Source organism: Micromonospora sp. WMMD812 (genome assembly GCF_027497215.1).
In the GTDB taxonomy this organism is placed as follows: domain Bacteria; phylum Actinomycetota; class Actinomycetes; order Mycobacteriales; family Micromonosporaceae; genus Micromonospora.
In genome coordinates this window covers 579,940-606,075 of the sequence record NZ_CP114904.1, presented here as the reverse complement: position 1 = coordinate 606,075, position 26,136 = coordinate 579,940, and the positions used below count along the sequence as shown (strand labels likewise).

Annotated in this window: 22 protein-coding genes; 12 read left to right on the top strand and 10 right to left on the bottom strand. The window is 72.1% G+C overall.

The annotated features are described in order from the left end of the window. The first annotated feature begins 22 nt into the window (after positions 1 to 22). From O7603_RS02680 to fxsT, 3 genes are all read left to right on the top strand, one after another. A complete protein-coding gene (locus O7603_RS02680; RefSeq protein WP_281574079.1) occupies positions 23 to 457 on the top strand; it encodes a hypothetical protein in 435 nt (144 codons plus the stop codon). A 36-nt stretch (positions 458 to 493) separates the two neighbouring features. Continuing rightward, complete coding sequence (locus tag O7603_RS02675; RefSeq protein WP_281574078.1) at positions 494 to 2,002, top strand: hypothetical protein; 1,509 nt, start codon at positions 494 to 496, stop codon at positions 2,000 to 2,002. Between the two features lie 124 nt (positions 2,003 to 2,126). Next, the gene (gene fxsT, locus O7603_RS02670) at positions 2,127 to 6,002 is read left to right on the top strand and encodes an FxSxx-COOH system tetratricopeptide repeat protein (protein WP_281574077.1); all 3,876 of its coding nucleotides are present in this window, start codon (positions 2,127 to 2,129) and stop codon (positions 6,000 to 6,002) included. Positions 6,003 to 6,025: 23 nt separating this feature from the next. On the opposite strand, the gene O7603_RS02665 is transcribed toward fxsT, so the two are convergent. The 6 genes from O7603_RS02665 to O7603_RS02640 form a co-directional block, all read right to left on the bottom strand. Further along, positions 6,026 to 7,900: an HEXXH motif domain-containing protein gene (locus O7603_RS02665; RefSeq protein WP_281574076.1), complete on the bottom strand. Its 1,875-nt coding sequence runs from the start codon at positions 7,898 to 7,900 to the stop codon at positions 6,026 to 6,028. After that, entirely contained in the window at positions 7,890 to 8,108 is a 219-nt protein-coding gene (locus O7603_RS02660) for a hypothetical protein (RefSeq protein WP_281574075.1), read from the bottom strand. The genes O7603_RS02665 and O7603_RS02660 overlap by 11 nt, the downstream gene beginning before the upstream one ends. A 149-nt stretch (positions 8,109 to 8,257) precedes the next feature. Continuing rightward, positions 8,258 to 9,379, bottom strand: coding sequence for a hypothetical protein (locus O7603_RS02655; protein WP_281574074.1), 1,122 nt, complete (start codon positions 9,377 to 9,379; stop codon positions 8,258 to 8,260). Between the two features lie 89 nt (positions 9,380 to 9,468). Further along, positions 9,469 to 11,127 carry a serine/threonine protein kinase gene (locus O7603_RS02650; RefSeq protein WP_281574073.1) on the bottom strand — a complete coding sequence of 553 codons (1,659 nt, stop codon included), beginning with the start codon at positions 11,125 to 11,127 and terminating at the stop codon, positions 9,469 to 9,471. A 223-nt stretch (positions 11,128 to 11,350) separates the two neighbouring features. Continuing rightward, positions 11,351 to 12,205 (bottom strand): SgcJ/EcaC family oxidoreductase, encoded by an 855-nt coding sequence (locus tag O7603_RS02645; RefSeq protein WP_281574072.1) that lies wholly within the window; start codon positions 12,203 to 12,205, stop codon positions 11,351 to 11,353. A gap of 75 nt (positions 12,206 to 12,280) precedes the next feature. Then, positions 12,281 to 13,240 carry a sigma-70 family RNA polymerase sigma factor gene (locus O7603_RS02640; RefSeq protein ID WP_281574071.1) on the bottom strand — a complete coding sequence of 320 codons (960 nt, stop codon included), beginning with the start codon at positions 13,238 to 13,240 and terminating at the stop codon, positions 12,281 to 12,283. A gap of 264 nt (positions 13,241 to 13,504) precedes the next feature. Between O7603_RS02640 and O7603_RS02635 the strand changes: the two genes are divergently transcribed. Further along, on the top strand, positions 13,505 to 14,122 hold the full coding sequence (locus O7603_RS02635) for an ElyC/SanA/YdcF family protein (RefSeq protein ID WP_281574070.1): 618 nt from the start codon (positions 13,505 to 13,507) through the stop codon (positions 14,120 to 14,122). A 31-nt stretch (positions 14,123 to 14,153) separates the two neighbouring features. On the opposite strand, the gene O7603_RS02630 is transcribed toward O7603_RS02635, so the two are convergent. After that, positions 14,154 to 15,227, bottom strand: coding sequence for an XdhC/CoxI family protein (locus tag O7603_RS02630; protein ID WP_281574069.1), 1,074 nt, complete (start codon positions 15,225 to 15,227; stop codon positions 14,154 to 14,156). Between the two features lie 117 nt (positions 15,228 to 15,344). On the opposite strand from O7603_RS02630, the gene O7603_RS02625 reads away from it, so the two are divergent. Genes O7603_RS02625 through O7603_RS02590 form a run of 8 tightly spaced genes read left to right on the top strand, consistent with a single transcriptional unit; the run spans position 15,345 to position 23,485 of the window. Further along, positions 15,345 to 16,217, top strand: a complete 873-nt coding sequence (locus tag O7603_RS02625) for a xanthine dehydrogenase family protein subunit M (protein ID WP_281574068.1) — start codon at positions 15,345 to 15,347, stop codon at positions 16,215 to 16,217. Positions 16,218 to 16,219: 2 nt separating this feature from the next. Further along, complete coding sequence (locus O7603_RS02620; RefSeq protein WP_281574067.1) at positions 16,220 to 16,768, top strand: (2Fe-2S)-binding protein; 549 nt, start codon at positions 16,220 to 16,222, stop codon at positions 16,766 to 16,768. Beyond that, the gene (locus O7603_RS02615; protein ID WP_281574066.1) at positions 16,765 to 19,155 is read left to right on the top strand and encodes an aerobic carbon-monoxide dehydrogenase large subunit; all 2,391 of its coding nucleotides are present in this window, start codon (positions 16,765 to 16,767) and stop codon (positions 19,153 to 19,155) included. The genes O7603_RS02620 and O7603_RS02615 overlap by 4 nt, the downstream gene beginning before the upstream one ends. A gap of 11 nt (positions 19,156 to 19,166) precedes the next feature. Continuing rightward, positions 19,167 to 20,033, top strand: a complete 867-nt coding sequence (locus O7603_RS02610; RefSeq protein ID WP_281574065.1) for an XdhC family protein — start codon at positions 19,167 to 19,169, stop codon at positions 20,031 to 20,033. Positions 20,034 to 20,035: 2 nt separating this feature from the next. After that, a complete protein-coding gene (locus O7603_RS02605) occupies positions 20,036 to 20,614 on the top strand; it encodes a nucleotidyltransferase family protein (RefSeq protein WP_281574064.1) in 579 nt (192 codons plus the stop codon). Continuing rightward, positions 20,611 to 21,480 carry a MoxR family ATPase gene (locus O7603_RS02600; protein WP_281574063.1) on the top strand — a complete coding sequence of 290 codons (870 nt, stop codon included), beginning with the start codon at positions 20,611 to 20,613 and terminating at the stop codon, positions 21,478 to 21,480. Before O7603_RS02605 ends, O7603_RS02600 begins: the two co-directional genes overlap by 4 nt. Then, the gene (locus O7603_RS02595; protein ID WP_281574062.1) at positions 21,477 to 22,289 is read left to right on the top strand and encodes an SRPBCC family protein; all 813 of its coding nucleotides are present in this window, start codon (positions 21,477 to 21,479) and stop codon (positions 22,287 to 22,289) included. The genes O7603_RS02600 and O7603_RS02595 overlap by 4 nt, the downstream gene beginning before the upstream one ends. Continuing rightward, on the top strand, positions 22,268 to 23,485 hold the full coding sequence (locus tag O7603_RS02590) for a VWA domain-containing protein (protein WP_281574061.1): 1,218 nt from the start codon (positions 22,268 to 22,270) through the stop codon (positions 23,483 to 23,485). Before O7603_RS02595 ends, O7603_RS02590 begins: the two co-directional genes overlap by 22 nt. Here the strand turns inward: O7603_RS02590 and O7603_RS02585 are convergent. From O7603_RS02585 to O7603_RS02575, 3 genes are all read right to left on the bottom strand, one after another. After that, on the bottom strand, positions 23,446 to 24,402 hold the full coding sequence (locus O7603_RS02585; RefSeq protein WP_281574060.1) for a LysR family transcriptional regulator: 957 nt from the start codon (positions 24,400 to 24,402) through the stop codon (positions 23,446 to 23,448). The genes O7603_RS02590 and O7603_RS02585 overlap by 40 nt on opposite strands. 265 nt (positions 24,403 to 24,667) lie before the next feature. Then, the gene (locus O7603_RS02580; protein ID WP_281574059.1) at positions 24,668 to 25,348 is read right to left on the bottom strand and encodes a hypothetical protein; all 681 of its coding nucleotides are present in this window, start codon (positions 25,346 to 25,348) and stop codon (positions 24,668 to 24,670) included. A 145-nt stretch (positions 25,349 to 25,493) separates the two neighbouring features. Beyond that, on the bottom strand, positions 25,494 to 26,042 hold the full coding sequence (locus O7603_RS02575) for a YceI family protein (RefSeq protein WP_281574058.1): 549 nt from the start codon (positions 26,040 to 26,042) through the stop codon (positions 25,494 to 25,496). Between the last annotated feature and the right edge of the window lie 94 nt (positions 26,043 to 26,136).

Below are 26,136 nucleotides of genomic sequence, written 5' to 3'. Positions count from 1 at the left end.
CCGCCACTAATACGATAGTCGCATGTCACCAAAGGTCTCGATTGTCGCCACGGACAGCCACCGTGACCTGGGCCCGCAGCCCGGCGTCGACGTGACCTTCCTGCCGTTCGCCGAGGATGACGGAGTACCGGTCTACGACGAGTCCACCCCGGATCTGGTACGGGAGTTGCAGGCCGCGGGGGTGACGGTGGAAACCTGGCACGCCGCCGGGGCATACGAGCTGGTCTCGTCTCGCGGTCTGGTGACCGACACGCTGCTGCAGATCGGGGTCGGGATCAGTTCGTCCGCCGGTTGGTACGGCCTGCAGTCGCTGCTGCGCCGTCGTGGCGGGCAGCTCAGGGTGGTGGCGATCTTCGACGACGGTGTGCAGCGGCGGCGTGCGGAGGTGACCGGAGAGGCGGCCGACGTGGTCGATGTGCTGGAGCGGCTCGACCCGTTCAGCTCGGGGCCCTCCTGATGACGCCGGCCGCGTTGTCCCGACCGGGTTTCGCTGGTGAGCGATCACATGAGGGCCGTGCGTGAGGCCCCGCGGCGCTATTCGCCATCTGTAGCGGAGGAGCGCCGCCGACTCGTCGGGCAGATCGCGACCGCCATGGAGGCGTCGTCGGTCATCCGCGACCCGAACAGCCGACAGTTGCTGCTTCAGGAGTTGGGGCACGCGCTGGGTGGCGCGTTGGGCTACCGGGAGCTGGGGCTGCTACGGGCCCAGATCGTCGAGCTGGTGACGGTGTGCGTGGATCGCCCGGGTGGGTTGCGCTGCCTCGTCGAGTGCCTGGAGCTGCTGGAACCGGGCAGCAAGCAGACCGTCGCGGTGCTGCGGCTCGCCGACGAGTGGCAGGTCGTCGAGCTCTTCTCCGACTACGACGTCGCGTGGTTGCGTGGCTTGCTGTCCACGCTCGAGGTGACCCGGGAGCTGCGGCGGTTCGTCGCCGAGACCCGCGCGGCCCCTGCCCCACCCTGGTGCGAGACGGCCTGGGATCTGTTCGCACATCTCGCATCGGCGAACGCCCATGGTGAGGTGCCGCCGTGGCTCGCGCTGCTGGAGAGGCTGGCACCGGTGGTGCCGCAGGCGTCGCTGCCTCGGGTGCGCGAACTCACCACCCAGATGGCCAAGGACTGGGGAGTCGCTGATCAGGTTGACGGGTCGGCGCAGGACGCGCCCGCGGTGACCGGCACCGCCTATCTGCTGATCCAGTTCGAGAAGTACGGCGGCGACGACGACACCTACATCTTGTCGCACTGGTACCAGTGGGCGTCGCCGGTGTGGCAGCCGATCCGCGGCGAGGACCGCCACGTCCCGTACGCGGGGCTGGAGGCGGCCGTCGACCAGGTCGTCAACGAGACCGAGCGCCGGTGGGCGGACCAGGCCGGAGCGGTGACCATCGAGTTCGTCCTGCCCTGGCAACTGATGAACGAGCCGGTCGACACCTGGCGCAAGGAACTGGGCTCCCGCATGCCCAGTCCCCTGACCACCGAATATCCGCTCGTGATCCGAAGTCTGGAGCGCATCCGCGCCAGCCAGTGGCACCGCGTGTGGCGCGGCCGCTGGCAGGGTCTGGCAGATCGCGGTGGCGAACGGAAGCTGGTGCACTGCGCGGCGTCGCACCAGGCCGACGTCCAGCTGGAAGCGACTCTCAAACGCGAGAAAGCCGTCGCCGTGCTGGTGCTCAGCGAATCCCCGACCACCGACAGCGTCGGCGAGCGGCAGCTGCTCGTCGGGCTGCGCTCCGGGGTGCCGGCGATCGTGTGGCACCGACATTCACCATCCACAGAGGACCTGTGCCAGACTGTTGCGTCGATGGTCGGCGATCAGGCGTCGGGGGCAGGGGTGCGAGACCTGCCCAACCGTACCGCGCAGCTGCGACAACTGGCGTGGAGCGAGGACCCCAAGGGCCTCGACCAGCACCTCGGGCACGGCTTTGTGATCTTGTTCGATGATCCGGATCGGCAGCCCGGCGGGGCGGTCTCCGTCGAGAGGGACAGGCGAAAGGTCCTCGCATGAGCGGCAACGGCCACGACAGGACGGGCGGCGTCGCCGACCGACGCCCACGCCGGACAACCGACAGGACCGTCGGCCAGCACCGCCGAGTGGCGCCGTGGCGCGTGCCGGCGACGACGGGTCCCTGATGAATCCGCCGTCAGTGACCGCCGCCCCCGCAAGCCGCCCCGCCGACGGGGCACGACTCGAGCCGGCGGGTGACCCCCGGGATCTCGTCGTGGTCGTCGACGACGACCCGGTGATGGAGTTCTGGGCCGACGAGGTCTCGACGTTCGTGGCGGTGCTGCGCGCCCAACCTGCCTTCGGCTCTGTCGAGGTGTGGCGGATGGCCGCCGAAGACGGCGCGCTTCGAGTGACCGGTCGGCCGGACGACGGCCCCCTCGCGCCGGTGGACCTGATCGATCACTCCGGGCGACGCGTCGTGTTCCTGCTGACTCACAGCGGGTCCGACGCCTGGCGGAGCGGGCTCGTCCACCCCGTTCTCGCCTCTTGGGCGGCCAGCATGACGGTCGCCGTGGTGCACCTGCTGCCCCAACAGCGGTGGCGTGAGCGGGGCCTGGAGACGACCGGGGTGACCTGGAGCCCGGACGGCTCAGGGTCGGCGCGGTTGTCGTGGCGGGTGAGCGGTCTGGACCTTCGCCCCCTCGAGGAGCAGGACGACGCCCGGCTGACGGCGGTGCCGGTCATCGAACGCGGCACCGACTGGTTGCAGCGGTGGAGCCGGCTGCTGGGCGGGCGAGGCGACGTATGGATGCCGGCGCTGCTGCTGCCGCCCGAGGGCTTGACCGTCCGCCGACCGGGCCGCTCGCTGACCGCACACGACCTCGTCGCCCGTTTCCGGGCCACCGTGTCACCGGCGTCGTTCACGCTGGCGACCCGGCTGGCGGCCGCCCCGCTGAACGCCCGGGTGGTCCGTGCCCTGCTGCACACGGTGGTGCGGTCGGGGCCGGCGCAGTTGACCGAGGTGTTGACCAGCGATCTGGTGCGGCCCCTGCCGTACCGGGGGGCGGCCGCCGGCGACACCCGAATCGGGTACGAGTTCGTGCACGGGGTCCGCGAGCGGCTCCTGACGCTCGGGTTCCGCGACCGCACCGTCGAAGTTCAGCACGTCGTGGAGTACGAACTCGCACACGACATCGAGGCGGTGCGCAACCTGACCCTCCGCATCAAGGATCCACGCAACGCGTCGTACGAGCGTGTCACTCCGGCCGCCGAGCCGTATCTACGGGTCGAGTTGGCAGTTCACCTCTCATTGGGCGGGCCGAACCTCATCGCGGCGGCGCGTCTGGGGCAGGCACTCGGCTCGCCCATCCCGCGGCAGGTGCGTCGAACACTGCAGCCGTCGTCCGTTACCGATCACAGGACCATGGAGTCCGGAATGTCTGACAGAGTGAACTCGCCGGGCTCGGGGGTCTCGTTCGGCACCACACCGCACGCCACGCTGGACGCCGAACCGGGCATCATCTCGAGCCGTCCGCCAACCCACGACCTGCCGTCCGCACAGCGGCTCGACGGGCATTTCCCGGCCGTTGTCGGCAATCTGCCGCTGCGCAACACCAACTTCACCGGGCGGCGTGACCTGCTCGACTCCCTGCATCAGCGGCTACGCGCAGGCACCACCGCGGTGCTACCCGAGGCGCTGCACGGCGCCGGCGGGGTGGGCAAGTCGCAGTTGGTCGTCGAGTACGTCTACCTCCATCAGCAGGACTTCGACCTGATCTGGTGGATTCCGGCCGAGCGGCCGGCGCAGATCCAGTCCGCGCTGGTGGAGTTGGCGGCGCGGTTGGACCTGCCGGTGCCGTCGACCGCCAACACGGCCGTGCCGGCGGTGCTGGAGGCGCTGCGGATCGGCCGGCCGTACTCGAACTGGTTGCTTATCTTCGACAATGCGGAAAATCCGGAGGACGTCGAGCGGTTCTTCCCCAAGGGCGGCCCGGGCAGCATCGTGGTCACCTCCCGCAACGGCGCTTGGCGGGAGGTCGCGAACAGTCTTCCGGTCGACGTGTTCGAACGGCGGGAGAGCATCGAGCTGCTCCGCCGTCGAGGGCCGGACCTGGCCGTCGACGACGCCGACCGGCTCGCCGCCGCCCTCGGAGATCTTCCGCTGGCTGTCGAGCAGGCGGCGGCCTGGCGCGCCGAGACGCAGATGCCGGCCAACGAGTACCTCGAACTGCTCGACGCCAGTCGCCCGGCACTCGACGAGGAGACGGCGCAGCAGGATTACCCAGAGCTCGTCGCCGCGGCGTGGAACGTGTCGCTCAACTGGCTCCGCGAGCAGGACCGCTCCGCCCTGCGGTTGCTACAGGTGTGTGCGTTCTTCGCGCCCGAGCCGATCGGCAAGGTGCTCCTGTCCAAGCCACGGGCGCTGCGCATCCACCCCGACCTGGATCCCCTCGTCCGTAATCCGATCCGGCTCAACCGGGCGATCCGCACGATCGGCCGCCTGTCGCTGGCCCGGATCGACCACCGGACGAACTCGTTCCAGATGCACCGCCTCGTCCAACGCGTCCTGATCAACCAGATGGACCCGGATGACCGCGACGCGATGCGGCACGGCGCCCACATGCTGCTCGCGGGCAACGACCCCGACCAGCCCGACGATGCCGACCACTGGCCGCGCTACGCCGAGCTGTATCCACACATCGTGGCCTCGGGCGCCGAGCAGTGCGGCAACGAACTCGTGCGGGACATGGTGCTCAACGAGGCGAAGTATCTCTGGCGGTGGGGTGACCACCTCGGCGCACGGGACCTGTCGCAGCGGGCCTGGAGGGCCTGGACCGCCTCGACCGACGGCACCGACCCGGACGGCCTGCGGATGGCGAGCTGGTTGGGCTTCATGCACTTCGTCGTCGGTGACTACGCTGCCGCGGCCACGCTCAACGCGCAGACGCTGGAGCTGTACCGGCAGACCGTCGGTGAGGACCAGGAGGAGACTCTGTACGCCATCGGCGCCGTCGCGGCCGATCACCGGGTCGCCGGTGACTTCGCCGGCGCGCTGGACCGCGCGCTGACGGTGTATGAGAGGGCCAAGCAGAACTTCGGCGACGAGGAGCCGTTCACGCTGCGCGCCGCGCACAACCTTGCGGTGAGCATGCGGCTATCCGGCCTGTTCGGACGGGCTCTGCAGCTCGACGAACAGACTTATCAGCGGCTGGTGCAGATCTACGGCACGGACCACCCGGACAGCCTGAGCACCTTCGGCGGCATCAACCTCGACCGACGGGAGCTCGGCGACTACGTCGCGGCCCACGCGCACCAGGAGAACGTCGTCGCGACCGCCCGGCGGATGCTGAAGTACGACGACCACCCGGATCTGCTGCGGCAGAGCCACATGCTGGCGAGCTTCCGACGCAAGGCGGGGCACCACCACGACGCCCTTGACCTATCGAGCGACGTGCTGCGCCGTTTCCGCACCCGCTACGGCGACGACCACCCCGACACCGCTCTGGCCACGCTGACGTTCTCGATCGACCAGCGGTTGACCGGTGACCTGCGCGCTGCACGGGAGGCCGCGGAGGTCGCGGTGGAGGGGCTGCGCCGACTGTACGGCGAGGACCACCCGCACACCGCCGGCGCGCAGGTGGACCTGGCAGTGACGCTGCGCCTGCTGGGCGAGGCCGACCAGGCCCGGGAACTCGACCAGGCGGCGCTGCAACGCCTCGCGACGGCGCTCGGCGACTCGCACGCCCTCGTCCTGGCCGCCCGGATCAACCTGGCCAGCGACCACTACGAGGTCGGCGACTACGCGCAGGCCGAGGCCCTGGACGTGGACACCCTCGCGCTGTGTCGTCAGATGCTCGGCAGCAGCCACCCCACTACGCTCGTGTGCGCGCTTAACCTCGCCATGGACCTTCGCGACCTCGGACGTGAGGCGGAGGCGGGTGCCCTGTTCGATCGGGGCATCGAGCAGCTGCGGCAAACCCTCGGCGTGCGGCACCCGGCGGTCGCCGCGGTGGGCGCGGGCGTCCGCGCCAACTGCGACATCGACCCGCTGCCGCTGTAGCGGCACAGGTCCGACCCGGTGGGTCAGGCGGTCTGCCAGCCCGCCGGGTCGGACGTGTCGACCGCGCCGTCCGGGAGGCCGTGACCGACCCAGGTGGCCAGCTCCAGCGGATCCGGCAGCGCGATCGCCTGGTAGGCCGGCGCGAGCGCATGGACGACGGCCAGGACGAGTTCCGGGCGGCCGAGCAGGGCGCGCGTCGCCGGACCGGCGCGACCGTCGACGTCGGTGAGGCCGAGACCGACCCAGGCATGCACGCGCGACGGGTCCTGCCTCAGCTCCGCGAGGTAGCCGACGCGCGCCCGCTCGAGGTCACCGGCGACCAGGGCGAGGTCGGCCGGTGTGGCGCCGGCGACGCGGTCGCCCACCTCCTGTGGTGCGGCGCGCAGGCCGGCGAACGCGTCCGGGTCGACCAACAGGTATCGGCGGAGCACGGCCCGGGCGTCCAGCAGGCCCGCCGGTGGCTGTGCCAGCACGGTGCGGGCGTCGACGGCGCGCACCGCCTCCATGGCCGGGTCACGGCGCTGCCAGGCGGCCGTGAGTGTGTCCCGGTCGGCGTGGTCCAGCCGGATGTTGTGGCCCCGCCACATCGCCCGGTGGTCGACGGCGACGGCGCGCGCCGAGGCGAGCGCGGCGGCGGGCACCGGCTCTTCCTGGCAGGTCTCCAGCTGCGCGTGCAGGGTCGCCACGAACCGCTGGCCGTGGCCGGTCAACCGGCCCGACGCCATGATCGCCCGGACGGCGCCGAGAGTCTGTTGCCGCCATAGCGCGAACTCGAAGTCCGCGGCCGCCCGGTGCGCGGATGGCCCGTGGCGCCGGTGAGCGCGCCAGAACTCTGTGATGCCGGCGAAGGCGTACGCACCCTGTAGCGCGCCGGCCAGGGGCCGGGGGTCGTCGCGCCACGGGACGTAGTAGCGGATCCGCGCGTCGCTCTCGCAGAGGGTGAGTAGGTGCGACAGGGCGCCGAGTTTGTGATGCTGCGACTCGTGCACCAGCGTCACGGCCAGCTGCGCCGCGTCGTCCGGCTCGGAGAGCAGGATGCCGCCGAAGGCCTCAGCGCCGGAGGCGGACAGTTGGCGGAACCGCTCCCGCTGCTCCAGGGGCGCGAGGGTCCGCAGACTCTTGGCGATCGCGAGTGCGCGGTCGCGCTGCTCGCGCACCAGCAGCTCCCAGGCGTCCGCCAGACGCGCCCGCCACCGAGTGATCTGGGAAGCCGACAGGGGCTGCGGTGGTGCGGGGCCCCGCAGGTCGCGGTACACGTCGCGGTCGAGCAGTTCGACCCGCAGCCCGGCGCCGTCTACGTCCACCTCGACGATGATCGGTTCGTGCCAGTCCGGGTCGTCCGCCGCTCGTCGAATTGTCCGCGCGGCGGCCACCACGTCGACCTGCCCATCGCGGCTGCGCACTCGGACCACCGGGACGTCCGGCGGGACCGACGCCGTGCCGACGGTGGGCAGCACCGCGGCCCCCTGCCGGGCCGGGATGTCGAGGTCGAAGGAGAGCCCCGCCCGGACCGCGCTCGCCGCCGACAGGGCGTGCAGGTATCCCACGTCCATCCACAGCGGCACCGCTTGCGGGGAATCGTCCCGCAGCCGACGCAGGGTGTGCGCGGCCCAGATGCCGACCTGCGGCTGGGCCAGAATGTCCTCGCTGACGTCGGGATCAGCAGCGTAGGCCCGGACCAGGAGCTGCCAGGCGTCGGTGATCGACGCGAGCGGCCCGGTCGCGTCGAGCCGGGTGACGCAGCTGTCCAGCAGGGCTCGCAGCACGAGCAGCCGCCAGCTGCGCTCGCCGCGCCAGAGCGCGGTGATGGTCTCTTCGTCGCCAGCGCCGATCGCCAGGGCGTGGAAGTGCTCGGGTTCGAGGAGGGTCGGACCTAACGGCACGGTGTCAGACGACATGGTCCTCCGGATCCGGCCCGGCAGGCCGTGTCCGGCTCGGGAAGGAGCCGTTGTAGCCGCTGATACTGCCCCCCGAATCGGCGACTCTGTCCCGCACCCGGGAGATCGCCGCAGTGATGCCGGTCAGGTCAGCGGATCGCAGGGTCGCGATGTTCACCGTTGACAAATCGAGCAGCTCGGACTCGATACCGGCGAGGCCTTCCTCCATGTACGGCAACCCTCCCCCACGATGACAGTCAATAGCTCCATCATTGCTCATGTCTGGAGCGCAACGAAAGCGTCACATCGAGCAACGGGCTACCACAAGCCGGATTCCAGCGACGCGCGTCCGATGTAGACATGCTGGTGACCTGCGGGTCAGGCGCACGCGGTGAGCTGCGCGGCTGCGTCCTCGACCCGGGCCATCGCCGCGTCGTCGCTGGCGAAGAAGCGCACCGCCTCGACGAGTTCCGACAGTGCACCCGGGTACCGCAGGCAGGTTCGCACCACGCTGATGGCGTCGGGCCGCGCCGCGCTGCTGCGCCGGATCGCCGCGTACACCTGTCCCCGCAGCAGCGACAGGATCTCCTCCCGGTCGTTGGGTCGCAGGAATTCCGGTATCTCCAGCAACGCGTCCACCAGCGGCGCCATGGCGGCCGGCGGCGGAGGCGCGGACGTGGACGCGGTGGCACCTCCCGCAGTGGGCCTGCCCAGAACAAGACCCTCGTCGCCGAGCGCGTTGCGGTACCAGAGGTAGGTGGGAGTCTGCGCGGTGAGCCCGCTGGCCCGCAGCTCGACGAACCGCTGTCGCAGCCTGCCGACGAGGTGCTGCGGGTCGGCCAGCCAGTCCATGTCCCCGGAGTCGAGGAGTCGCAGGATCTCCCGGCTAAACACCCCGGTACGCCGCACGCGCAGGTTGGCCGCGGCCTGACCGAGGCCGGCGGCGAACAGCACGTCCTGCGACCGGCCAGCGACCGGATCACCGGCGGGAAAGGTCTCGGTGCCGGGCGAACGCACCGCCTCTGGACGATCATGCAGCTGGCATGCGTCGACGATCCACAGCTGCCGGTCGAACGCCGGGACCAGGTCGGAGGCGAACGTGGCGAGCATGGAATCAAGGTCGAGGGACCCGGCGTCGACGGCGGTGGCGTCGGCGTAGTAGAGCCGCCGATGACGGCCGGTGTCGACATAGCCGTGGCCACCCCACACGACGTACAGAGCCGACCCGCGCCGGGTCGGCAGCTCCCGCAGCAGCACCTCCCGCACGCTCGCCCGGTCGGCGCCGCCCAGGACGACTCCCGGCGGTAAGGCGTCCACTCCGGAGTTAGGCGCCAGCAGCAGGGTCACCTGGTCCGGCGGCACGCCCCGGGCCACGAACCTGCGGGCGAACCGGACCGCGTCGTCGACCGGCCCGGCCAGGCTCCACTCGCCGCCGGCCGCGTACCGGTCGATGCCGATGCCGACCACGTGGACGTCGCGTGGATCATGGTCGGCGCCCACCGCTCGCTCCCCCGTCGTACCCGAATCCTTCGATCACCCACCGCACGATAGCGTCCGGTCCATATCCGACCGACCCGTCGGTGGCCGCGTCAGTTGGCGCGGGCGGTGACCGTGATGCTCCTGGACTTCTGCGGACCGCCGCCCTTCGTCGTGATGGTGTACCGGTGGGTGACCTTCCCGCCCGGATTTCCGGCGCCGCACGGGAAGCTCAGCGATTCGGTGCCGGTCACCCCGTACTCGCCGTACGCGCCGGAACCGTCGACCGAGAGCACGGACCCGGTGGCGCCGCCGGCGACCTTCCACTCGATCACCACGGGGCCGCCCGGGAACGGGTTCGGCACGCCCTGCCCGCTCGGGCAGTTCGGCTGCTGCGTGACCCGCAGGTACTCCACGTAGGGCACGGGCGGGCGACTGCTGGCGGCCGGCCGACCGCTCGCGCGCGGCGCCGGTTGCTTCGCCGGCAGGGATATCGGTGGGTCCACGGGCGCGGTCGACGGCGCACTCGGCGCCGCGGACGCGGTCGTCGCGCCGGCCGTGGGGGTCGGCGCGGCCTCGGACGTCGCGGCGTCGGTGGTCGCGGAGACCGGGCCGCCGGCGGCGACCTGCCTGGTCGTCGGGTCGTCGGCGACCCGGTGGTAGCCGAGGTAGCCGCCGACGCCGCCGAGCAGAAGCAGCACGACGATCCCGGCGAGGACTGGCGTCGCCCGGCGGTTGCGTTTCCTGGTCGCCGCCGGCCGCACGATCGGGCCCACGGCCGGATGCACCGTCGGCAGCTCCACGGTGACGCTGTCGTCGGCCGGCGCCGGCATCGCGACGAGTGGCGGGACCGCTCTGGTCCCGGCCGCAACCGGGACAACCGTGGCCGGCAGCGCCGTCGGGGTGGCATCGCCCGGAGAGGGCCCGATGCTCATGGTCGTCGCATCGAGGCCGGCCGACTGTTGCACCCGGCGCAGCGCCTGACCGAACGCCTCGGCCGTCGCGTAGCGCTCGGCGGGCGTCTTCGCCAGCCCGCGGGCGATGACGTCGGCCAGCTCCGGAGGGTCGCCGGGACGGGAAAGTCGCGGGGCCGGCTCGTGCGCCACCCGCTGGAAGTACGCCAACAGCCCCTCGTCGGGGCCCCGGCGGAACGGCGGGCTGCCGGCGAGAGCCTGGTACGCGGTGCTGGCCAGCGAATAGACGTCGGAGGCCGCCGAGGCGCCGCCGCCGTCGAGCACCTCGGGCGCGGCATGGTCAGGGGTGAGCGCGGCGATGGTGGACGACCCGTGCGCGCCACCGCTCATCGAGGCGATGCCGAAATCGGCGAGGGCCGGTTCGCCATAACCGGTGAACAGCACGTTCTCCGGTTTGAGGTCACGGTGCAGGACGCCGGCACGGTGCGCGGTGGCGAGGGCGCCGCAGAGCTTGACCAGGACGGGCAGCGCCGCGGCGGCGTCGAGCGCACCGGCGCGAAGCCGGTCGGCGAGGCTTCCTCGGTCGCAGAACTCCATGACCAGGTACGGTTCGCCGGCGGCGGTCACCCCGGAGTCGTGGACGGTGAGGATGTGGGGATGGTTGGCCATCCGTCCGGCCGCCGCGCACTCGCTGAGGAACTGGTCGCGCGCCCGCGGATCGGAGAGGTCCACGTGCAGGACCTTGACCGCCACGGTCCGGCCGAGACGGTCCTGGCGGGCGCGGTACACGGTGCTGAAACCACCACGGCCGACAAGCCGCAGGTCGGGGAAGCCCTCGATGACCGGCTCACTGACCACGTCGCCCTCCACCTCGCGCGCTCACGGGATCGGCTTCGTCCCCGGCACGACAGGGTGCTGGCAGCGCGTGGCCGGTTGACATCAGACGGTAACGGCACACTCCTCAAAGGACTACCGCCGACCGGGTGGATTGCGGCAACCGGACGATCGCAGCCGAACTGGCTGCCGGAAGGTCGTGGCGGACGTGGCCGACGACCCACCGGCAGCCCTCGACCGGGGGGAGCTAGCGCGTCGGGACCGCTGCGTCCGGTGCCAAATCGGTCCTCGCCCGACCGGTGTCCGGGTCGAACGGGAAGGACACGTGCTGGTGGATCAGCTCCCAGCCCTGGTCGGTCCTCTGGAAGACCCGGGTGCCCCGTGACCAGCTCTCGGCTTCGCCGCCGTTCCCGTGTTGCGCGGTCATCCGGTTGAGGCCCCAGGAGACCGCCAGGTCGTCGCGGACGAGGAGCGTCAACTCCGGAACCGTCCAGGTAACCGTTCCGTCGCTGGCGTCGAGGCCGTTGGCGCAGACCTCGCGGAGCCGGTCACGACCAACGTGTTCCAGCGGCTGCTCGTGCTCGTACGGGACGACGGCCTCGGCGACGGGTCGCATGAGGCCGTCGAGGTCCTTCGCCGCGGTGGCGTCGAACCAGCGCTGGTGCAGTGCCCGCACCTCTCGTTCGGACACCTCCCGGGCCGAGCCGCTGTCGTCGGGGAACGAATGGTGCTCGTGCGCCACGACCCACCGGCCGTCCTCCTTCCGCAGTCCGAGGGTCAGGCGCAGCAGGAACTCCGGCTTCCTCGCCAGGTCGGCGGGCGTGCCGCAACGAAGTAGAGCGTGCGCGTAGGCCACGGTCTCACCCGCCGTGATGTCCAGCTCGGCCAGTTCGAACGTGGCACCCGCCGCCTGCCATTCGAAGAAGGCCGGCCATGATCGCGCGTACGCCTCGATTCCTCTCACCCCCTGACAGGGCGGCGGCACGTCGTACATGACGATGTCCTCAGCATGGTCGGCGAGCACCCCGGCCAGGTCGCCGGCCCGCACCGCCCGTGTCCAGCGTTCGACCAGGTCGCGGATCCGTGTTTCGTCCTCGGTCATATCGTCCTTCCCTGGGTTGGTCGACTCTCGCGGCTACAACCCGCCCGAGGGCACGAACTCATCGCAGGTGGCCGACTACCTTTGCTCGTCGGGCGAGAGTTCCATCCCGAGGCCGAACATCGGGAAGATCCCGGGGGTCAGGAACGACACCACCTCGGCGATCCTGGAGCCGCGTAGTGCGACCAGGTCCAGTGCCGCCGCCACGAAGACGGCCGCTTCCGGGTTCCACAGGTAGGTCCCGAAGGCCAGCTGCCCGTTCGCGTGAGCCGGGACGAACCGCCACCGCAGCGACAACGGGCCGTCCAGCAGGAAGCCGCGGATGCGGTCCTGGCCGGCGTACCACTGCGGCGACGGCGGCATCGAGTACCTGGCGTCGTCGGTCAGCATCGCCAGGATGGCGTCGACGTCGCCCCTTTCCCAGGCGGTCGCGTACTGCCGCGCGACCTCGCGCACCTTCTCCTCGCCGAGATCGGTGAATTCCGCCTGTTGGGTGGCGGTCGGGCGGAGGGCGTCGACCACGCCGCGGGCCCGTTGGAGTGCGCTGTTGACTGCCGGGGTGGACGTGTCGAGCAGGTCGGCGACCTCACTGGCGGGGTAGCCGAGGGCATCCCGCAACAGGAGGACTGCCCGCTGAAGGCCCGACAGGCGCTGCAGCGACGCCACGAAGGCAAGCTCCAGACTCTCGCGGGCCAGGATCCGCTGCGCCGGGTCCGACTCCGCGACGGCGCCCAACCGGCTGTCGGGGTACGGCTCGAGCCAGGCAGCCTCGGCCAGTGGTGCCGCGCCCGGCGTGAGGTCGGTCGGCAGCTCCCGGCGACGACCCCGACGCTCGATCATGGTCAGGCACCGGTTGGTCGCGATCTTGTAGAGCCAGGCGCGCAAGGTGCCGCGATCCTCGTACCGGTCGCGGCTCTGCCAGGCCCGGACGAGGGTCTCCTGCACCGCGTCCTCGGCGTCGTGCACGGAGCCGAGCATGCGGTAACAGTGAGCGGTCAGCTCATCCCGGTACGAGTCGACCAGCCGATCAAACGTCACGCTGGTCCACCCTACCGACGGGCCAGGCGCCCTCCGGGTACGTGACGGCTTGTCGGTGGCGCTCCTGATCGCACCGGTCAGGCGCGCGGCCCCGGTCGGGAGCCGGCCGCCGCTAGGCTGGTCGGCGTTGCCAACCGGCAGGGAGGACGAACGGGTGAACGCCACGGCCGCCAGCGAGAGTCACCCGTGGGCGAGGTGACCGGACCCGCCCACCGGACGCGCCGGTGGCGTAGACGCCTGGCCCGGACGGCCATCCTGGCCCTCGTGGCCCTGATTCTCGCCAGCGTCCCGTGGCTCTGGACGACGATCGCCGCGCGGGGCCACGTGTACGACGTGGCTGACGCGCCGGTCGCCGACGTCGTCATCGTGCTCGGCACCGAGGTGGCGGCGGACCGACGCCAGCCGGGAGCCCGGCTCGCCGGGCGCCTGGAGACCGCCGCGGACCTGGTGCACCGTGGGCGGGCGCGGGCGGTCCTCGTGTCCGGGGACGGCGGTGGCGCGTCCGGCGACGAACCGACGGTGATGACCGCCTACCTGACCGAACGGCTCGGCGTCGATCCGCGTCGCGTGGTGGCCGACCCGTTCGGCCTGGACACGTACGACACCTGCGCGCGGGCGCGTCAGGTGTACGGCGTGCGACGCGCCCTGATCGTGACCCAGTCCTACCACGTGTCCCGGGCGGTCACGCTGTGCCGGCACCTGGGTGTCGACACCGATGGCGTCACCGCCCGCTGCCCCGACTGCGGGCCCGTCCTGCTCGTCGAGAAGTCGATCCGGGACTACCTGGCCAGCGGCAAGGCGGCCTGGGACGCGATCCGCCGCCGACCGCCCGCGGTGCACTCGCCGGCGCATCCGGGAGTGCAGGACGCCCTGAAGCCCTGAGTCCGGCCGTCGGCAGCGGGAAGGCCGCGCGTCAGGCGTGGTGGATGGGGACTCCGAGGCCGGTGAGGGGGCGACCCGAGCCGCCCCAGGCCTGGGCGATGATCTCGGCGGCGATCGCCACGGCCGTCTCCTCCGGTGTCCGCGCGCCGAGGTCCAGGCCGATCGGGGAGACGAGCCGGGCCAGGGCGGCTTCGTCGACGCCCTCGTCCCGCAGCCGTCGAAGCCTATCGGAGTGGGTGCGGCGACTGCCCATGGCGCCGATGTAGCGGGCCGGCGTCCGCAGGGCGAGCTTCAGCAGCGGCACGTCGAACTTGGGGTCGTGGGTGAGCACGCAGAGCACGGTGCGCTCGTCGACGACGGTCGACTCCAGGTATTTGTGCGGCCACTGGACGACGAGGTCGTCCGCCTCCGGGAAACGCTTGCGGGTGGCGAACACCGGGCGGGCGTCGCAGACGGTGACGTGGTAGCCGAGGAACCGGCCGATCCGGGCCACGGCGGCGGCGTAGTCGATCGCACCGAAGACGATCATCCGGGGTGGCGGGACGTACGACTGGACGAACACGGCGACGTCGTCGCGTCGCTGCTCCCCCTGCCGACCCAGGTGGATCGTGCCGGTGGTGCCCAGCGCGAGCATGCCGCCCGCCTGCTGCGCCACCGCGCGATCCAGGTCGGGATCGCCGAGGCTGCCGGCGACCCGGTCCGGCCAGAGCACCAGCTGCGCGTCCGGCACCGTGGCGGTGGCGACCGGGCGGCCGTCCCTGATCGCGGCGAGCACCTCGTCGGGCTCGGTCATCGCGACGTCCGGCTGCACCAGGACCTCGATGGTGCCGCCGCAGGTCAGGCCGACGTCGAACGCGTCGTCGTCGCTGACGCCGTAGGTGTGGCTCTGCGCCTGGCCGGTCTCGATCGACGCCAGGCAGAGCTCGTAGACGGCGCCCTCGACGCAACCACCCGAGACGCTGCCGAGAACCTCACCGTGGGCGGAGACCGCCATGGCCGCGCCGGGTTGCCGGGGCGCCGAGCGCCAGGTCCGTACGACGGTCGCCACGGCGAAGGCGACGCCGGCGGCGCGCCAGGCCGTCAGCCCGTCGACGATGTCCCGCATGGCGGCACGATCCGCGAGCCGGGTGGCAGCGTCAACGCCGACCTAAGTAAGTGCTTAGGTCGGCGTTGACTTCGCCGGGTGCCGGGGTGAGATTTTGCCGGACTGCGGAGGTGCGACATGCAGGTCCCGGCACCGTTCGAGTACGAGCGAGCTACCAGCGTGGACCAGGCGATCGACCTGTTGGAGCGGCTGGGTAGCGGGGCGCGGCTGATCGCCGGCGGGCACAGCCTGCTGCCGATGATGAAGCTTCGCCTGGCCGATTTCGACTATCTGATCGACATCAACGATCTGCACGCCGAGCTCGGCTACATCCGGCCGGGCCCGCACGAGGTGCGGATCGGTGCGCTGACCCGGCACCGGGAGTTGCTGGAGTCCGCCGAGTTGGCCGCGGCGTTCCCGATCTTCGCCGACGCGGAGCGGGTGATCGCCGACCCGGTCGTACGGAACCGCGGCACGTTGGGCGGGTCGCTGTGCCAGGCGGACCCGTCGGAGGACCTCTCCGCGGTCTGCACGACGTTGGACGCGAGCTACGTGATTCGCGGGCCGGGCGGCACCGAACGGGTCGTGTCGTTGGAGGAGTTCCACGTCGGGCCGTACGAGACGGCGGTCGGCGACGCGGAGATCCTGGTGGAGGTCCGGCTGCCGGTGCGGCCGGGCGGCGGCAGCGCGTACGAGAAGGTCGAACGGCGGGCCGGTGACTGGGCCGTGGTGTCGGCGGGCGCGGCGGTCTGGCTCGACGGCGGGCTCATCGTGGACGCGCGGGTCGGGCTGGCGGCGGTGGGGCCGAACACGACGGGCATCCCGGGGATCTCCGCGCTGCTGCGGGGCCGGCAACCCGACGAGAGCCTCCTGGAGCAGGCCGGGGCGATCGCGGCGCGCAGCTGTGACCCGGTCACCGACCAGCGCGGCAGCGCGGACTACAAGCGGCATCTGGCCGCCGAGCTGACCAGACGGGCCCTGCGCCGGGCCGTGGAGCGGGCAAGGAGCTGAGCATGCAGGTCACGATGACCGTCAACGACGTGGAGGTCACCCGGGAGATCGAGGGTCGGCTGCTGCTGGTGCACTTCCTGCGGGACGTGCTCGGCCTGACCGGCACGCACTGGGGCTGCGACACCAGCAACTGCGGCACCTGCGTCGTGTGGCTCGACGGCGAGCCGGTGAAGTCGTGCACGGTGCTCGCCGCGATGGCGGGCGGCCACGAGGTGCGGACGGTGGAGGGCCTGGCCCGGGGCGCCGAGCTCGACCCGATCCAGCAGGGCTTCATGCAGTGTCACGGGCTGCAGTGCGGCTTCTGCACCCCCGGGATGATGATGACGGCGCGGGCGCTGCTCGACCGGAACCCGGACCCGAGCGAGGCGGAGATCCGCGAGGCGATCTCGGGCCAGATCTGCCGGTGTACGGGCTACGCCACGATCGTGCGGTCGGTCCGCTGGGCCGCCGCGCACGAGGCGGGTGCCGCGGCGCAGGTCACCGAGACCACCGAATCAGACGACGCCGGCGAGATCGCGGACGCCGGCCAGCCCGCGGGGAGCGTCGCATGACGACCGTGCACGAGCGCGTGGACACCTTCCACGACAACGACCAGAAGCCGGTCGGGCACGGCCGGATGCTCCGCAAGGAGGACCCGCGGTTCCTTCGGGGCCGCGGCCGGTACGTCGACGACATCCAGCTGCCGGGCATGCTGCACCTGGCCATCCTGCGGGCGCCGGTCGCGCACGCGCGGATCGTCGGCATCGACACGAGCGCCGCCGAGGCCTCCCCGGGGGTGAAGGCGGTGGTGACCGGCGCGATGCTCGCGCAGCAGGGCCTGGCCTGGATGCCGACCCTCTCCAACGACGTGCAGGCGGTGCTCGCCACCGACAAGGTGCGTTTCCAGGGCCAGGAGGTGGCGTTCGTCGTCGCCGAGGACCGGTACGCGGCACGGGACGCGCTGGAGCTGATCGACGTCGAGTACGACATCCTCGACCCGGTCATCGACGCCCGCCGTGCGCTGGAGCCGGACGCGCCGCTGATCCGCGACGACCTCGAGGGCAAGACGAACAACCACTGCTTCGACTGGGAGACCGGCGACGAGGCGGCGACCGCGGCGGTGTTCGCGCGCGCCGACGTGGTGGTCAGCCAGGACCTCGTGTATCCGCGGGTGCACCCGGCGCCGTTGGAGACGTGCGGGGCGGTGGCCGACTTCGACGCCGTCGAGGGCAAGCTGCGGCTCTGGTCCACCACCCAGGCGCCGCACGCGCACCGCACCCTCTACGCCATCGTCGCGGGCCTCCCCGAACACAAGATCCAGGTGATCTCACCGGACATCGGCGGCGGGTTCGGCAACAAGGTGCCGATCTATCCCGGTTACGTGTGCGCGATCGTCGCCTCGATCGTCACGGGCAAGCCGGTGAAGTGGATGGAGGACCGGTCGGAGAACCTGATCAGCACCGGCTTCGCGCGCGACTACATCATGCGCGGCGAGATCGCGGCGACGCGGGACGGCCGGATCCTGGCCATCCGCACCAACGTCCTCGCCGACCATGGCGCGTTCAACGGCACCGCCGCGCCGGTGAAGTACCCGGCCGGCTTCTTCGGCGTGTTCACCGGCAGCTACGACATCGAGGCCGCCTACTGCAGGATGACCGCGGTCTACACGAACAAGGCCCCGGGTGGCGTCGCCTACGCCTGCTCGTTCCGGATCACCGAGGCGGTCTACCTGGTCGAGCGGATCGTCGACTGCCTCGCCGACGAGCTGGGCATGGACCCGGCCGAGCTGCGGTTGAAGAACTTCATACGGCCGGAGCAGTTCCCGTACACGACGAAGACCGGCTGGGTGTACGACTCCGGTGACTACGAGCCCACCATGCGGCTGGCGATGGAGATGGCCGGCTACGACGATCTGCGGCGTGAGCAGGAGGAGAAGCGGGCCCGGGGCGAGTTGATGGGCATCGGCATCGCGTTCTTCACCGAGGCCGTCGGCGCCGGGCCGCGCAAGAACATGGACATCCTCGGGCTGGGCATGGCCGACGGATGCGAGTTGCGGGTGCACCCGACCGGCAAGGCCGTGGTCCGGCTCAGCGTGCAGTCCCAGGGGCAGGGGCACGAGACGACGTTCGCGCAAATCGTCGCCGAGGAGATCGGGATCCCGCCGGCCGACATCGACGTGGTGCACGGCGACACCGACAACACCCCGTTCGGCCTCGGCACCTACGGCAGCCGCTCGACGCCCGTGTCCGGTGCGGCGGCGGCGCTGGTCGCCCGCAAGGTCCGCGACAAGGCCCGGATCATCGCCTCGGGCATGCTCGAGGTGTCGGTCGCCGACCTGGACTGGGAGAAGGGCGCGTTCCACGTCAAGGGCGACCCGGGCAAGTCCGTCACGATCCAGGACATCGCCCTGCGGGCGCACGGCGCCGGCGACCTGCCCGAGGGCGTCGAGGGTGGGCTCGAGGCGCAGATCTGCTACAACCCGTCGAACCTGACCTACCCGCACGGCGCGTACATCTGCGTGGTGGACGTCGATCCCGGCACCGCACAGGTGAAGGTACGGCGGTTCATCGCGGTCGACGACTGCGGCACCCGGATCAACCCGATGATCATCGAGGGGCAGGTGCACGGCGGGCTGACCGACGGGGTCGGCATGGCGCTGATGGAGATGATCGCCTTCGACGAGGACGGCAACTGCCTCGGCGCGTCGCTGATGGACTACCTGCTCCCGACGTCGCTGGAGGTGCCCGACTGGGAGACCGGCTTCACCGTCACCCCGTCGCCGCACCATCCCATCGGTGCGAAGGGCGTGGGTGAGTCGGCCACCGTCGGTTCGCCGCCGGCGATCGTCAACGCCGTCGTGGACGCCCTCAAACCCTTCGGCGTACGGCACGCCGACATGCCGCTGACGCCGTCGCGGGTCTGGGACGCCATGCGCGGCCAGGCCCGGCCGCCGGTCTGAGCGGGGCGGCCATGACGACCATCGCCGAACGCGCCCGGGAGCTGACCCGCGCGCGTGCGCCGTTCGTGCACGCCACCGTGGTCCGCGCCCAGGATCCGACGTCGGCGCGGCCGGGCGACGACGCGGTGATCCTCCCGGACGGCTCGATCGAGGGATTCGTCGGCGGGGTGTGCGCCGAGAGTTCGGTGCGGGCGGCCGCGCTCGACACGCTGCGCGACGGCACGACGCTGCTGCTGCGGGTGCTGCCCGACGGCACCGCCACGTTTCCCGAGACCCCGGGCGCGCGGGTCGTGGTCAACCCGTGCCACTCGGGCGGCGCGATCGAGATCTTCCTACGCCCGGTGCTGCCCACGCCGGTGCTGGGGCTGGCCGGCAGCACGCCGATCAGCGCCGCGGTCGCCACCCTCGCCGCGTTCCTCGACTTCGAGGTCGCCGATCCCGGCGACTACGCGGGCGCCACCGCGGTCGTGGTAGCCGGGCTCGGCAAGGGCGACGACACGGCGGTACGGGCCGCGCTGGACGCCGACGTGGGGTTCATCGCCCTGGTCGCCAGCCGCACCCGCGGGGCGGCCCTGCTCGACGAGCTGACGCTGACCGACGCCGAACGCGCCCGCGTCCACACGCCGGCCGGACTTGAGATCGGCGCCCGCTCGCCACAGGAGATCGCCCTGTCGATCATGGCGGAGGTGGTGCGGGCGATCAGGGTGGACGCGCTGGCCCCCTCCCCCGTCGCACCGGCGGCACGGCCGCCGCAGGTGCTCGACCCGGTGTGCGGGATGACCGTGCTGGTCGGCCCGGAGACGCCCCACGCGCGCGTCGACGGGCAGGACCACTGGTTCTGCTGCGCCGGCTGCCTCGCCAGCTTCACGGCGGCGTAGCCGTGTTCGTCGCCGGCCTGGTGCTCGCCGCGGGCGCGTCCGTGCGCCTCGGCGAGGCCAAGCAGCTGCTCCCCTACCGCGGCCGGACCCTGCTCGACGCCACTCTGGACCTGGCCCGCTCGTGCGACTTCGACCAACTGCTCGTGACACTGGGCGGCGCGGCGGGCCCGATCCGCGATCGGGTGGACCTCACCGGCGTGCAGGTCGTCGAGAACACGGAGTTCAGCACCGGCTGCGGATCGTCGATCAGCACCGCCGTGCAGGTCGTGGACCCGCGGGCCGACGGCCTGGTCCTCCTCCTCGGCGACCAGCCCGGCGTGCGCGCCGCCGACGTACGACGCGTCTCCTCCGCGACCACCCCGCTCGCCGTGTGCCGGTACGCCGACGGGCTGGGCCATCCGTTCTGGTTCGCCCGCGAGGTCCTGCCCGAGCTGCGCGACCTGCACGGCGACAAGGCCGTCTGGAAGCTGCTGCACTCCGGCCGCCACCCGGTGACCGAGGTGCCCGCGGACGGGCCGGTGCCGATCGACGTCGACACCCGCGCGGACTACGAGCGGCTGTTGGCGGGCGATGCGCGGTGAAGGATCCCGTGGCCGTGCGGCACCGGCTCGACGCCGTCGACTACCTCGCCGACGACGGCATGGCGATGGCCATCTTCCTGGCGCTGCGGCTCGGCAAGCCGCTGCTGCTCGAGGGCGAGCCCGGCGTCGGCAAGACCGCAGCGGCGAAGGCCTTGGCCCGGGCGCTGGACACGACGCTGATCCGGCTGCAGTGCTACGAGGGCCTGACCGCCGGCGAGGCGCTCTACGAGTGGAACTACCAGCGGCAACTGCTCGCGATCCGGCTCGCCGAGGCGCAGCGGACGCCACTGACCGACGCCGACCTGTTCAGCACGGAGTTCCTTCAGGAACGGCCGATCCTGCGGGCCGTACGCCACGCGGGGCCCGTCCCGCCGGTGTTGCTGATCGACGAGATCGACCGCGCCGACGACGAGTTCGAGGCGCTGCTGTTCGAGTTCCTCGGCGAGGCCGGGATCACGATCCCCGAACTCGGCACGTTCACCGCACGCACACCGCCGGTCGTGGTGCTCACCTCCAACCGCAGCCGCGACCTGCACGACGCGCTGCGCCGCCGCTGCCTGTACCACTGGATCGACTTCCCGGAGCCGGGCCGGGCCGCCGAGATCGTCCGCCGGGCCGTGCCTGGCGCGACGCGGCCGCTGATCCGCGCGGCGACCGAGTTCATCGGCGGGGTACGCGACCTGGACCTGGACAAGGCGCCCGGCATGGCCGAGGCCATCGACTGGGTCGCCGCGCTGTCCGTGCTCGGCGCCGCCGACCTCGCCGCCGGCGACGTCGTCTCGACCATCGGCACCATCGCCAAGACCCCCGACGACCGCGCCGCCGTCGCCGCCGCGCTCGGCGCCTACCAGGAGAGCCGCGCATGAAGATCACCAACGAGTTCGCGGTCAACACCCCCATCGAGCGGGCCTGGGCCGTCCTCACCGACCTCGAGGGGATCGCGCCGTGTCTGCCCGGCGCCCAGCTGACCGGCGTCGACGGCGACGTCTACCGGGGCAGGGTGAGGGTCAAGGTCGGGCCGGTCCTCTCCGAGTTCGCGGGCACCGCGCAGTTCGTCGAGAAGGACGCCGCGCGGTATCGCGGAGTGATCGACGCGAAGGGCCGCGACGCCAGGTCGGCGGGCAACGCGGCCGCACTGGTCACGGCCGCGCTGCGGCCCGACGGCGACCGGACGCTGGTCAGCGTGGACACCGACCTGCGGATCTCGGGACGGCTGGCCCAGTTCGGCAGCGGCATGATCAAGGAGGTGTCGGGCAAGCTGCTCGCGCAGTTCGTGGCCAACCTCGAGGCCAAGCTGGCGGCCGAGGAGACGGAAACCAGCGCGCCGGCGGGCACCTCCGGCACGTCCGCCGCGCGGCCCGAACCCGACGCCGCCGCCACGGCCGCGCCCGGCGCCGCAGCGACCACGACCACGCCCGGCGCCGCAGCCACCACGACCACGCCCGGCGCCGAAGGCTCCGCGAACGCGGCCGGCGCCGCCGTTCCCGCCACCGCCGCAGTCGGGTCGGCGCCCACGAGACCCTCCACCACCACCCGCGTCGAGCCCGCCGCCGAGCCGGAAGCGCTCGACCTGCTCAGCGTCGCCGGCGGCTCGATCACCAAACGCGTCGTCCCGGTGCTCGTCGGCCTGCTCGCGGTCGGCGCGGTGATCGCGTGGCTGGCCACCCGCGGGTGAGCCCCACCCTGCTGCGCGGCGTCGATCGGGCGGCGTTCGCCGTGGCCCTCGCCGACCGGCTGCGGCACGCCGGTGTCCCCGCCGGGCTCACTGACGTCGACATCTTCGTCCGGGCCCTCGCCGTCAGCCCACCCGTGCGGATGTCCACCCTCTACTGGACCGCCCGGATCAGCCTGGTGCGCCAGCACACCCATCTCGCCGCGTTCGACCGCGTGTTCGCCGCCGTCTTCGCCGACGCGCCGCCGCTGCCGCTGACCCGCTCCGCGAGCCCGCCGGGCGCCCGCGACGACGTGCACCTGCCCGTCCCGGCGGACACCGACACCACGGGCCCCGGGGGCGGGCTGCCCTGGGCGACGCTGCCAGCGGCCGTCGCCGAGACAGCAGGGTCCGAGGCCGACCTGCGGCTGCCCGAACGCCGGCCGGCCGCCCTCGCCGGGCTCGCCGACCGGCCTTTCGAGGAACTCGAGAGCGCGCAGGTCGACCTGCTCGGCGACGCCCTCCGCGCGGCCGTCGCCCGTTGGCCGACGCGACGCACCCGGCGGCACACCATGGGCCCGGCCGGACGGCGGGTCGCGCTGCGGCCGACGATCGCCCGGGCCCGGCGCACCGCGTGGGAGCCCGTCGAGGTCGTCCGCGAGCGGCCGGTACGGCGACCCCGCCGGGTGGTGCTGCTCTGCGACGTCAGCGAGTCGATGCGGGCGCAGGCCACCGCATACCTGCACCTGCTGCGGGCGTTCGCGGTGGTGACCGACGCGGAGGTGTTCGCGTTCGCGACGACGCTGACCCGGCTCACGATCGCGCTGCGACACGCCTCGGCGACCGCGGCGATCGCGCAGGCCAGCGCGGCCGTGCCCGACCGGTTCGGCGGCACCCGCATCGCCACGAACCTCCGCGCGCTGCTCGCCTCCCATCATGGCGACGCCGTCCGCGGGGCGGTGGTGGTGATCGGCTCGGACGGCTGGGACAGCGACCCGCCCGGCGAACTCGCCGCCGTGATGGCGCGGCTGCGCCGCCGCGCGTACCGGATCGTGTGGTTGAATCCGCGGGCCGGCGCGCCCGGCTTCGCCCCTCGGGTGGCGGGCATGGCCGCCGCGCTGCCCTACTGCGATGTGATGCTGCCGGCCGGGACGTTCCGCGACCTGCTCGACGCCGCCCGTCAACTCCACAACGTCACGTGCACCGACGGCCTGAAGTGATTCACGCGCACACCCACGCCGCGCATCATCGCCTGGATCGCCCGGGGCGTCGACGCGAACCGGGACAGCTCGGCCGCGGCCGACGGCGCGCCCGGGTTGGTGAGCGCCAGCGAATGCCAGACGGCCTCAATGGTCGCGTGCGGCCCGGCCAGCGCCAGGAGATGACCCTTGCGGATGTCCGGCGCGACGGTGAACGACAGCGCCGCGGCGACGCCCTTGCCCCGCTTCGCCTCCCCCAGCGCCGCCGCGTGGCTCTGGAAGATCTGTTGTCGCTCCTCGGGCACGGCGAGCCGGCGCAGCATCGTCGGAATCGCGCCCAGGTCGGCGGCCGCCGACGGCCCGAGCAGCCACGTCTGGTCCCGTAGCTGGCCCGCCGACGCCGGCACACCGGCCAGCGGATGCTCCGGACCGACCACGACCACGAGCCGGTAGTTCATCACCGGCCGACAGCCGATCGCCGGGTCGACGACCGGCGGCTGTGGCCCGATCGCGATGTCCGCCGCCCGGGTCAGCAGGAGCGTCTCGAACGATCCGGGGTTGCACACGCTCAGCTCGACATCGAGGTCGGCGGCGCGCTTGGCGAACAGCTCGATCAGCCCCGGCGCGGCGAACTCGGCGAACAGGCTGGACGCGGCGACCCGCAACAGTCGACGGCCGCGTCCCGCCGCGCTCACCTCCAGCACCGTCCGGTCCTGCAGGCCCAGCAGCTCGGCCGCGCGACTGGCCAGCCGCAACCCGCCCGGCGTGAAGGCGAGCCCCGCCGCCGTGCGGGAGAACAGCGGGTCCCCGAACTCCTTGCGCAACTGTCCGATGAGCAACGACACCGCCGACTCGGAGACCTCCAGCTCCGCCGCGGCCTGCTTGACCGACCCCAGCCGGACGACGGTGACGTAGGCACGCAGCTGCGTCGGGGTCATCGGCGTCGACCCACTTTCCCGCTTCCGATCGAGTGATCTGGCCGTCCTCGCGTTGTCCCTCGATCATTCCCGCTGCGCCGCCGTACCGCCACTGTCAGTTCACGTCAGCGACCCCGCGCCGCCCCGGTCCGCGCCGTCGCCCGACTCGTCCCGTCGGCGGCCATCAGGCTGACCGCCACGAGCGACGTTGAGGTGCGCTCGCGCCGGTGTCACCCTTGACGCCCGAGACCACCACCGTCGCCGCATCCAACCTTGCCGTGGCCGCTCAGCGAGGCTGGGCCTCGTCTGGCAGGCCGGCGGCCCGGCGCCAGCGGGCGACCTCGACCTGGTGCGATCCGGTGGCGGTCGCGGCCGCCACGGCCACCGGATCCGCTCGGCCGGTCAGGAGGGTCAGGGGCCAGGCCGGCACGCCGCCCGCACCGTCGTAAGCGGCCCAGCTCCATGGATCGTCGAACCTCCAGGCACGACCGTCGGCGTCGGCGACGTCGTCGCCGGCCTCCACAAAGGCGTACGGCCGGAAGACGAGTTCAAGCGTGAACGGAACCCCGCCGCCGGGCTCGATGCCCGTTCCCTGGAACTCCGATGCCGCGTCCGGAGCCTCACCGGCGCGCAGAATGATCAGGCTCAGGCTCGGGCGGGGAAGCCAGCCCGTCTCCTGCGGCGGATCGTACTGGTGGACCTCGATGACGTGGACGATCCGCGCCGGGATACCGACCCGGCAGGTGTCGCCGGGCGCGAGGCGGAGGGCGGGCGGGTCCGTCACGTACAACTCGCTCGAATCGGCGCGACCCAGGGCCGCCTCGCCGTTCCAGCGCGAGCCCTCCGCGTCCGGGTCGATCTCCCACCAGGGCCAGCGGACGCAGACGTACTCCTCATTGACGCCGGTGACGACCGTCGACGTGAACGGGCAGGCGATACGCAGAACGTCCCCGACGCGGTGAGCCATGCGCGACAAGTTAGCGCGCAACCCACGTCAGGTCGCGCGCGGTCCGGCGCTCCTTGCCCGGGTCGGACGCACACCGCAGCGGTTCAACCGCCCGAGCTACCGGGGCGTCAACACACAGCACGTTCGACGTGCGGCCGACCGCCGGTCAACGTCGTAGGTCGAACTCGATCTCCACCTCGACGTCGTCACGGACCTTGAGCGCGCCGAGAAACGCCGAGTACGGCTTGATTCCGTAGGTCGACTGGGTCACCACGGTGGTGGCCCGGTGCCGGTCCGGCGCCGCCGCACGCACCTCGACGGTAATGGGGGCGGCGATCCCGTGCAGAGTGAGCGTTCCGCTGATGGTGGCGGAGTCGTCGCCGGCAACGACCCGGGTGGACTCGAAGGTGGCCGTCGGGTGGCGATTGACGTCCAGCGTCCGCCGGGCGTTGTTCTCGACGTCGCGTCGGTCCTTATCGGTCAGCGGTCGGGCGCCTCCGGTACCCGTCCGGACGGCCAACGATCCCAACTCGACCCGCGCCGTCGCGGTGGCATCCGCCGGACCGGTCTCGGGAACGGTCACCTCCACCGACCACTCGGTCACCTCGATGGTGAGGTCGTGGCCGACGGTCGAGCCCACACCCGTACGGCCGGTGCGCAGCAGCAGGCGCCCGTTCTCCGGGCCGAACCGCAACCGGCCGGTTCTGATCGTCACTCCCCCCAGCGTAGGCGGAATCACCACCGAAGTGACGTGATCGAGCGCATGCGACGTACGCCGCCGCCTGGGCGACGTGTGGGTGGCCCTGATT